At 66.8% G+C, this 9063-nt stretch carries 9 protein-coding genes; 4 read left to right on the forward strand and 5 right to left on the reverse strand.

What is annotated here, in order from left to right:
• Positions 1 to 202: 202 nt before the first annotated feature.
• Positions 203 to 868: an RlmE family RNA methyltransferase gene (locus IV088_RS05345; protein ID WP_291098767.1), complete on the reverse strand. Its 666-nt coding sequence runs from the start codon at positions 866 to 868 to the stop codon at positions 203 to 205.
• 44 nt (positions 869 to 912) lie between these two features.
• Here IV088_RS05345 and IV088_RS05350 point away from each other — a divergent pair, with 44 nt between their 5' ends.
• The 3 genes from IV088_RS05350 to IV088_RS05360 all read left to right on the forward strand — a co-directional run bounded on the left by IV088_RS05350 (position 913) and on the right by IV088_RS05360 (position 4221).
• A complete protein-coding gene (locus tag IV088_RS05350; protein WP_236965104.1) occupies positions 913 to 1383 on the forward strand; it encodes a YhbY family RNA-binding protein in 471 nt (156 codons plus the stop codon).
• A gap of 67 nt (positions 1384 to 1450) precedes the next feature.
• Complete coding sequence (locus IV088_RS05355) at positions 1451 to 3520, forward strand: M3 family metallopeptidase (RefSeq protein ID WP_291098772.1); 2070 nt, start codon at positions 1451 to 1453, stop codon at positions 3518 to 3520.
• Between the two features lie 32 nt (positions 3521 to 3552).
• Positions 3553 to 4221 (forward strand): glutaredoxin family protein, encoded by a 669-nt coding sequence (locus tag IV088_RS05360; protein ID WP_291098774.1) that lies wholly within the window; start codon positions 3553 to 3555, stop codon positions 4219 to 4221.
• A gap of 15 nt (positions 4222 to 4236) precedes the next feature.
• Here the strand turns inward: IV088_RS05360 and rpiA are convergent, their stop codons facing one another.
• Complete coding sequence (rpiA, locus tag IV088_RS05365) at positions 4237 to 4908, reverse strand: ribose-5-phosphate isomerase RpiA (RefSeq protein ID WP_291098777.1); 672 nt, start codon at positions 4906 to 4908, stop codon at positions 4237 to 4239.
• A gap of 41 nt (positions 4909 to 4949) precedes the next feature.
• On the opposite strand from rpiA, the gene IV088_RS05370 reads away from it, so the two are divergent.
• Positions 4950 to 6041: a quinone-dependent dihydroorotate dehydrogenase gene (locus IV088_RS05370; RefSeq protein WP_291098779.1), complete on the forward strand. Its 1092-nt coding sequence runs from the start codon at positions 4950 to 4952 to the stop codon at positions 6039 to 6041.
• A gap of 34 nt (positions 6042 to 6075) precedes the next feature.
• Here the strand turns inward: IV088_RS05370 and IV088_RS05375 are convergent, their stop codons facing one another.
• The 3 genes from IV088_RS05375 to IV088_RS05385 form a co-directional block, all read right to left on the reverse strand.
• Positions 6076 to 7182, reverse strand: a complete 1107-nt coding sequence (locus tag IV088_RS05375; protein ID WP_291098781.1) for an NAD(P)/FAD-dependent oxidoreductase — start codon at positions 7180 to 7182, stop codon at positions 6076 to 6078.
• Between the two features lie 139 nt (positions 7183 to 7321).
• Positions 7322 to 8293 carry a tripartite tricarboxylate transporter substrate binding protein gene (locus IV088_RS05380; RefSeq protein WP_291098784.1) on the reverse strand — a complete coding sequence of 324 codons (972 nt, stop codon included), beginning with the start codon at positions 8291 to 8293 and terminating at the stop codon, positions 7322 to 7324.
• A gap of 21 nt (positions 8294 to 8314) precedes the next feature.
• Positions 8315 to 9063: GTP-binding protein (locus IV088_RS05385; RefSeq protein WP_291098787.1), on the reverse strand; the 749-nt coding region annotated here is incomplete at its 5' end.

A 9063-nucleotide genomic window follows, 5' to 3' on the forward strand; every position in this document is an offset into this window, starting at 1 on the left:
GTGAAAAGCACCATGGCGATGACCATCCACACGGCGATTTTCGAGAACCACTGGTTGTTCAAGTGCGGCTCCTGGCTAGAACATTGTCGGAATAAGGCATGTTGAGATCATTTTAGGTCTTTCAAGATACCCTTGAATTGATCTTTGACGTGGCAATGTCAATGAAATGGTCTGTTTGCTTCGTGACCATCACCCCAAAACCTCAAGCCTTCAGACCCATGCCCACCAGAAAGGTTTCAGACGACTTGTCGCGCGAAGCCTTGGGCTTGAACGGTTTGACCACCTTGAACGTCTGGCGAAACAGCGCCACCATCGGGTCGTAAGCCCCGCCATGGAACAGCTTGACCACCAGCGAACCGCTCGGTTTGAGGTGTTTGACCGAAAAATCGACCGCCAGCTCCACCAGGTCGATGATGCGGGCCGCATCGGCGGATCCGATACCAGACAGGTTGGGGGCCATGTCGGACACCACGACGTCCACCGCCTGGATGCCACGGTCGATCAAGGCTTGCTCCAGCTCGGCCAGCACAGCCGGCTCGCGAAAGTCACCCTGGATGAAGTGCACACCCTCCACCGCCTCCATCGGCAGCAAGTCCAGCGCCAGGATGTGCCCGTGCAGCGCTCCCACGGCAGCGCCCTGCGGGCTCAGCCTGCGCCGGGTGTACTGGCTCCAGGCGCCTGGCGTCGAGCCCAGGTCGACCACACAATCACCGGGGCGGATCAAACCCAGGGTTTCGTCGATCTCCTTGAGCTTGTAGGCGGCTCGTGCGCGGTAACCCTCGCGACTGGCGAGCTTGACGTAGGGGTCGTTGACGTGGTCGTTCAACCACGCCTTGTTGACCTTCTTGCTCTTCGTTTTGACTTTCATGCCCATGAGGGACGCCCGGCTTCTGTGTAAACGATAATTGTCCCATGCCCCAGATCACACTCACTCCCGCCCAGCGCAAAGTCCACCGCGCCGATGCCCACCACCTTGATCCCGTCGTCCTCGTTGGCGGCGATGGCTTGAGCCCCTCGGTCAAGAAGGAAATCGACGGCGCGCTCAAGGCCCACGGCCTGATCAAGGTCCGCGTGTTCAGCGACGACCGAGCTGCGCGTGAGGCCATGCTGCAAACCCTGGCCGACGAGCTCGACGCCGCGCCCATCCAGCACATCGGCAAGCTGCTGGTGCTCTGGCGCCCGGTGCCCGAGAAGGAAAAAGCGGTTGACGAAGACCGCATGCCCGGCCCGCGCGACGTGAAGGTGCTGAAATTCAGCAGCCGCGGTGGCCAGCGCCCCGAAGTGAAGGTGGTGCGTGTGCTGGGCAACCAGCGCCTGACGCCCGGCGGGCAGGTCAAGCGCGCCAAGGTTCTGAAAAAGAGCATCAAGAAAAGCGCTCGCTGACGCGATATGGGTGGAGACCCCGCCGTCGAGTCTTGAAGTTGTTCCCTTGAGCCCCTACTGAGACCGCATGAACATTTCCGTTGACAACCCTTTGCTGGACTTCTCGGGTCTGCCGCTTTTTGATGCCATTGAACCCGATCACGTGGCACCCGCGGTCGATGCACTGTTGAAAGAAGCCAACACCGCGCTTGAAACCGTCACGGCCCACGACTTCCCCAGCGACTGGACGGCGATCTCCCGCGAGCTGGACGTCGCCACGGAACGCCTCTCTCGTGCCTGGGGTGCGGTCGGGCACCTCAACAGCGTGGCCGACACACCCGAACTGCGCGCCGCCTACAACGAGGCGTTGCCGCGTGTCACCGAGTTCTGGACCCGACTGGGCTCGGACGAACGGCTGTTCACCAAATACCGGTCGATGGACCTGACCCGCCTGAACGCCGAGCAGGCCCAGGCCCACCGCAACGCCATGCGCAGCTTCGTGCTCGGTGGCGCTGAACTCCAGGGCGAAGCCCGGGAGCGTTTTGCCTGGCTGCAGGAGCGCCAGGCCGAACTGGGACAAAAGTTCAGTGAAAACGCGCTGGATGCCACCGATGCATTCAGCCTCGTGGTCCCCGCCGAAGACATGGCGGGTGTTCCGCCCGATGTGCTGCAGGCCACTTCTGCAGCGGCTCTGGCCGATGGCCAGACGGGTCACAAACTCACCCTCAAGATGCCCTGCTATCTGCCGGTGATGCAGTTTGCCCACAACAGCGGATTGCGCGAAAAGCTCTACCGGGTGTATGTCACGCGCGCCAGTGACCAGGCACCTGAGGACGCCAGGCGCTTCGACAACGCGGCCATCATGGCCGAGCTGCTGGCGCTGCGCCACGAAGAGGCGCAGCTCCTGGGCCATCGCCACTACGCCGATGTATCGCTGGTGCCCAAGATGGCCGAATCGCCCGAGCAGGTGGTCAGCTTCTTGCGCGATCTGGGCCACAAGGCCCGTCCTTACGCCGAGCAGGACCTGATCGACCTGCGCGCCTTCGCCGCCACCGAGCTGGGCCTGGACGACCCGCAAGCCTGGGACTGGCCCTACATCGGCGAAAAGCTCAAGGAAGCGCGCTACGCCTTCAGCGAGCAGGAAGTCAAACCCTATTTCACCGCGCCCAAGGTGCTGGCCGGCCTGTTCCAGATCGTTGAAACCCTGTTCGAGGTGGCGATCCGCCGCGACGCGGCGCCGGTGTGGAACCCCGGCGTCGAGTTCTATCGCATCGAGCGCAACACCTCCACGGGGTTGCAACTGGTGGGGCAGTTCTACCTGGACCCGGCCGCGCGCACCGGCAAGCGGGGCGGCGCCTGGATGGACGACGTGCGTGCCCGCTGGCTGCGCCCGGACACCGGTGCACTGCAAACCCCGGTGGCGCACCTGGTCTGCAACTTCGCCGAAGGCGTGAACGGCAAGCCACCGCTGCTCACGCACGACGACGTGATCACCCTCTTCCACGAATTCGGGCACGGCCTGCACCACATGCTGACGCAGGTGAACGAGCGCGACGTGTCGGGCATCAGCGGTGTGGAGTGGGACGCGGTCGAACTGCCCAGCCAGTTCATGGAAAACTTCTGCTGGGAATGGGACGTGCTCAAGCACATGACCGCCCATGTGGACACGGGCGAGCCCCTGCCCCGTGCGCTGTTCGACAAGATGCTCGCCGCCAAGAACTACCAGAGCGGTCTGCAGACCCTGCGCCAGGTGGAGTTTTCGCTGTTCGACATGTTGCTGCACAGCCAGATCCCGCCCGCAGACAGTGGCGAGGCCATCCTCGCGCTGCAGCAGCAGGTGCGCGACGAAATCGCGGTGCTGCAGCCGCCGGCCTACAGCCGCACGCCCCACACCTTCAGCCACATCTTTGCGGGTGGCTACTCCGCCGGTTACTACAGCTACAAATGGGCCGAGGTGCTGTCGGCAGACGCTTACGCCGCCTTCGAGGAGGCCGCGGAGGCCGGTGGTCACAGCACGCTGGACGTCGCCACGGGCCGCCGCTACCGTGCGGCCATTCTGGAAGCGGGCGGCAGCCGTCCCGCCATGGAGTCGTTCAAGGCCTTCCGTGGCCGTGAGCCTGGCATCGACGCCTTGTTGCGTCACCAGGGCATGGCATGAGCGGCCCGTTGAAATGATTGACAGGAGATGACATGAAGCACACCGCGATTCGGACCTCGAAATCAGCCGGCCTCGTGGCTGCCGCCTTGCTGCTGGGCGTGGTGGCCGCCCCGTGGGCCATGGCTCAGGGCGTCTACCGCATCGTCGGCCCCGACGGTCGGGTGAGCTACTCCGACCAGCCGCCACCGCCCAGCGCGAACGCCAAGCCAGTGGCCGGCGTGTCGGCAGGCGCCAGCGGAAGCGCGCCCCTGCCTTCCGAGCTGCGGCAGGCGGCGGGCCGGTACCCGGTCACCCTGTACACCGGCAGCGACTGCACCCCTTGCAACAACGGCCGAAACATGCTGAACGCACGCGGCATTCCCTACACGGAAAAAACCGTGAACTCCGCCGACGACGGTGCCGCATTCAAGCGCTTGAGCAACACCAACAGCCTGCCCATGCTCACGATCGGCAGTCAACAGGTCAAGGGCTATTCCGAATCAGAGTGGAGTCAGTACCTGGACGCGGCCGGCTATCCCAAGCAGTCGGTCCTGCCCGCCAACTACCGGCGCCCTGCGGCCACGGCCTTGGTCGAGGCCAAGCCTCTCCCTGCCGCGGCTCCACCCAGCGAGACGGCGGCAGAAAAACGGCGCCGGGCTGCGGCGCCCGTGGACACGCCCCCAGCGCCCACCGTGGAAGGCTCGGGCGGCATCCGCTTCTGAACCCTGGGGCAGGCGTCAGAAGCTCAGTGTCTTGACGCCGCCGGGCGTGCCGAGCAGACAGACGTCGGCCTTCTGGTGGGCAAACACCCCCACCGTGACCACACCAGGCCACTGGTTGACCTGGTTCTCAAACCCCAGCGGGTCGGTGATCTGCAAACCCGTGACATCCAGAATGTGCTGGCCGTTGTCGGTCACCAGCGGTTGACCGTCTTTCAACCGCACATGCGCCTTGCCGCCCAGTTGCTGAAACTGCCGCATCAGACGCGCCGCGGCCATCGGAATCACCTCCACCGGCAGCGGAAAGGCGCCCAGCACCGGCACCATCTTGGACTCGTCGGCAATGCAGACGAAGCGCCGGGACATGGCGGCGACGATTTTTTCACGGGTCAGCGCTGCACCGCCGCCCTTGACCATGAAGCCGCGCGCATCGATCTCGTCCGCGCCATCGATGTACACCGACAGTTCGGTGACCTCGCTGGCGTCCAGCACGGGGATGCCCAGGGTGCGCATGCGGGCCGTTGAGGCCTCTGAGCTCGACACGGCGCCTGGGATCTGGTCTTTCATCGACGCGAGCGCGTCGATGAACTTGTTGACGGTGGAGCCTGTGCCCACCCCCACCACTTCGCCTGGGATCACATACTGAAGCGCGGCCTGCCCGACCAGGGCTTTGAGTTCGTCTTGGGTCATTTGAGACAATCAGCGGTAACAAAGAATCCCACGATTATCCAATGTCACTTCTGCCCTACGCCGTCGCCCGCCCCTTCCTGTTCGGCCTGGATCCCGAAGCCGCCCACGAACTCACGCTGGGCAGCCTGGCGAAACTGCAGCACTCCCCGCTGACCTGCCTGTACAGCGAGCCCCGCGTGAGCGATCCGTTCACGCTCGCCGGCCTGCAGTTCCCCAACCGTGTCGGCCTGGCGGCCGGGCTCGACAAGAACGCCCGCTGCATCGACGGCCTGGCCGCCATGGGCTTCGGTTTCGTCGAGGTCGGCACGGTCACCCCGCTGGCGCAGCCGGGCAACCCCAAACCGCGCATGTTCCGCCTGCCCAAGGCCAACGCCTTGATCAACCGCCTGGGTTTCAACAACGAGGGCCTCGCGTCCTTCATTGCCAATGTGCAGCGGGCCCGGTTCCGCGATCAGGGCGGCGTGAGCCCGATGCTGCTCGGACTGAACATCGGCAAAAACGCCGCCACGCCGATCGAACGGGCGACCGAGGACTACCTCACCTGCCTGAGCGGCGTGTACCCACACGCCGACTACGTGACGGTCAACATCTCCAGTCCCAACACCAAGAACCTGCGCAGCCTGCAGAGCGACGAGGCCCTGGACGCCCTGCTCGGCGCGGTCTCGGAGCGGCGCGAGCAGCTGGCCCAGCAGACGGGGCGGCGCATCCCCGTCTTCCTCAAGATCGCCCCCGACCTCGACGAGACCCATGTGGAGGTCATTGCCGGCACCCTGATGCGTTACGGCGCCGACAGCCGCGGTGGGGTCAACAACTCGTGGGGCGTGATCGCCACCAACACCACACTGAGCCGAGACGCCGTCAAGGGTCTGCCCCACGCCGAAGAAACGGGAGGGCTCTCGGGCTCGCCGGTGCTGGAAGCCAGCAACCGGGTGATCCGCCAGCTGCGCGCCTGTCTGGGCAAGGGCTTCCCCATCATCGGCGTGGGTGGCGTGATGAGCGCCCAGGATGCGCAGAGCAAGATCCAGTCGGGCGCCAACCTGGTCCAGATCTACACCGGCCTCATCTACAAGGGGCCGTCGCTGGTGTGGGCGTCGGCACAGGCCATCAAGAACGCCCGCGCCGCAGCGGCCTGAACGCCGCCGGCGGCTTCAGGAGCACCAGGCCCGGTCAGAGCAGCGACGCCACGCGTTCGCCGATCGCCAGGCAACTGGTCAGGCCGGGCGACTCGATGCCGAACAGGTTCACCAGACCCTCCACGCCGTGTTGCGCAGACCCGTCGATACGGAAATCGGCGGCCGGCTCGTCGGGTCCGCTGATCTTGGGGCGCATGCCGGCGTAGCCGGGCTGCAAGGCGCCGTCGGGCAAGCCAGGCCAGTAGCGCCGCACCTCGGCGTAGAAGGACTCGCCACGCGCAGGGTCCACCACCAGATCGTCCGGATCGTCGGTCCACTGCACGTCGGGGCCGAATTTCGCCTGGCCGCCCAGATCGATGGTGAGGTGCACGCCCAGCCCCGCCAGGTGCCGGTCGGGCTCGGGCGCGGGGTAGATCAGGTGCTGAAACGGCGAGCGACCGCTCAGGGTGAAATAGCTGCCCTTGGCGTACCAGGGCTTCGGCACATGGACCGGGTCCAGGCCCCGCGTGCGACCCGCGAGGTCACAGGCGTGCAGACCGGCCGCGTTGACCACGCTGCGGGCGCGCAGCACCGTGCCATCCAGGGTGGTGACGTCCAGCCCGTCGGCATGGGCCTGAACGGCCTTCACCTCGGTGTGGCAGGCCACCAGGCCTCCCGCGTGCTCCAGATCGCCCTGCAGACCGAGCATCAGACCGTGGCTGTCGACGATGCCGGTCGATGGCGAGAGCACGGCCGCCTCGCAGTCGAGCTGCGCCTCCAGCGCCCTCGCCTCGTCGCGGCCCAAGCACTGCAAATCGTGCACCCCATTGGCCCGGGCCTTGTCCAACAGAGCCGGCAGAGCCGCCACCTGGGACGGTGTGTGGGCCACGATGAGCTTGCCGCAACGGCGGTGGGCGATGGCGCGCTCGCCACAGTAGGCGTACAGCCGGTCACGCCCTTCCACGCACAGCTGGGCCTTGAGGGAGCCGGCGGGGTAGTAGATGCCCGCGTGCACCACCTCGCTGTTGCGGGAGCTGGTCCCGGACCCGATGGCGCCCTCGCGCTCCAGCACCATGACCTCCCGGCCCGCCAGGGCCAGGGCACGCGCCACGGCCAGCCCCACCACGCCCGCGCCGATCACCACCGCATCCACCTGTTCCATGCCATGCTCCTCTGGACCGAGGCCCGGCTGACACGTCCGTCACGCCATGACCCTGGCCACTGCCGGTGTAGTTTGCCTCAGCCACCGCAGAAGGCCGCGCGGTGCGGTGAAGGCCAGGCGACCGCCCGGTCCGTGGCCCTCACTCGGGCTTGAAGCCCGACTCTTTGAGCAGCTCCGCGCTGCGGGCGACATCGGTGGCGATGTACTTGCGGACCTGATCGGTGGTCTCCGCCACCGGCTCGATGCCCAGGGCCTCCAACGACCCCGACTTCGCCAGCTCGGCCACGGCCTTGTTGATCGCCTTGTTCAGCAGTTGCACCCGGTCCTCGGGCGTGCCCCTGGGCGCCCAGACGCCGTACCAGGACTCGTAGACCATGCCCGGGAAGCCACTCTCGACCGCGGTCGGCACCTCCGGCGCCACGCTGCTGCGCTTGGCCATGGTGGTCGCGATGGGTTTCACCTTGCCGCTCTTGGCCATGGCCTGGATCGAGATGATGGAGTCCATGAGCAGCTGCACGTGCCCGCCGGCCACGTCGGCCAGGGCGGGTGCGGTGCCGCGGTAGGGCGTCATGGTCAGCTTCAGGTTGCCCTGCTTGGCCAGCAGCAGGGTGGCCAGGTGGCTGGGCGCGCCCAGCGCCGGCACGGCGGCGGTCCACTTGTCGGGCTGGGCCCGGGCGGCGTCCAGCACTTCCTTCAGGTTTTTCTGCGGCGCGGTTGGCGGGATCACCAGCATCAACGGCGCCTCACCCACGCGGGCGACGGGGGTGAAATCGGTCTGCGGGTCGTAGGGCGGCACGGCCAGCACCTGCTTGGCCAACACATGGGTGGCGGCCGAGAACAGCAGGGTCATGCCGTCGGGCGCGGCCATCTGCACCGCCTTGCCACCGATGGTGCCGCTGGCGCCGGCCTTGTTTTCCACGATCACCGTCACGCCCAGGTCGGTCTGCAGCTGGCGGCCCAGCAGGCGCGCGGCCTGGTCCACCCCGCCGCCGGCAGCGAAGGGCACCACCAGCCTGAGCGTGCCGTCGGGGAATTTGCCCTGCGCCAGCGCGGGCGACAGGCTGCACAGGCCGAGCACGGCGCTGGCGATCAGTTGTTTCATCATCGTCATGGGTTTGTCTCCTTCTGACATTCAAACAGGTGAGGCTGGGCGGGGGCCGCGGGTGCGGCGTCGTTCAAAAATGCGCAGGGTCGCGTCGATGTCCTCGGCATCGATGTTGCGGGTGATGAACACGATGCGGCTGCGCCGGTCCTCGCTGGGCCAGCGCGGCAGGGTCTCGGGTGGGTGGAACAGGTGCTGCACGCCGTGGATCACCATCGGGTGCTCCGGGTCGTCGGCCAGCTGCACGATGCCCTTGACGCGCAGCAGGTCGTCGCCGCGCATGGCGGCGATCATGTCCAGCCAGGCCATGAAGCCTTCGCGCGAGAGCGGCTGGTCCCGCACGATGACGTGCGAGCGGATGTGGTCGTCGTGCCGGTTCGGATCGTGCTGCGCCGGCGCGCTGACCGGAAAGAAGTACGAGCGCGCAGTGTCGGGCTCGGCCTGCAGGGGCACCAGCGCGGCGCTGGGCCGGTCCTGCAGGCCCAGCAGCGCCTGCAGGGCGCCGTCGGGTTCGGTGCTCAGGGCCGCCAGCGGGTTGATGGCGCGCAGCCGCTCGGCCAGCGGCGCCAGTTGTTCGGGCGGCACCAGGTCGGTCTTGGTCAGCAGCAGGCGGTCGGCCACGGCGGCCTGTTTCACGGCCTCGGGGTGCTGGTCCAGCGTGGCCATGGCGTTGAAGGCGTCCACCGTGCAGGCCACGCCGGCCAGCCGCCAGTGGCGCGCCAGCCGCGGGTCGCCCATGAGCGTGTGCAGGATGGGCGCCGGGTCGGCCAGGCCGGTGG

Source organism: Hydrogenophaga sp., from assembly GCF_018780075.1.
Classification (GTDB): Bacteria; Pseudomonadota; Gammaproteobacteria; order Burkholderiales; family Burkholderiaceae_C; genus Hydrogenophaga.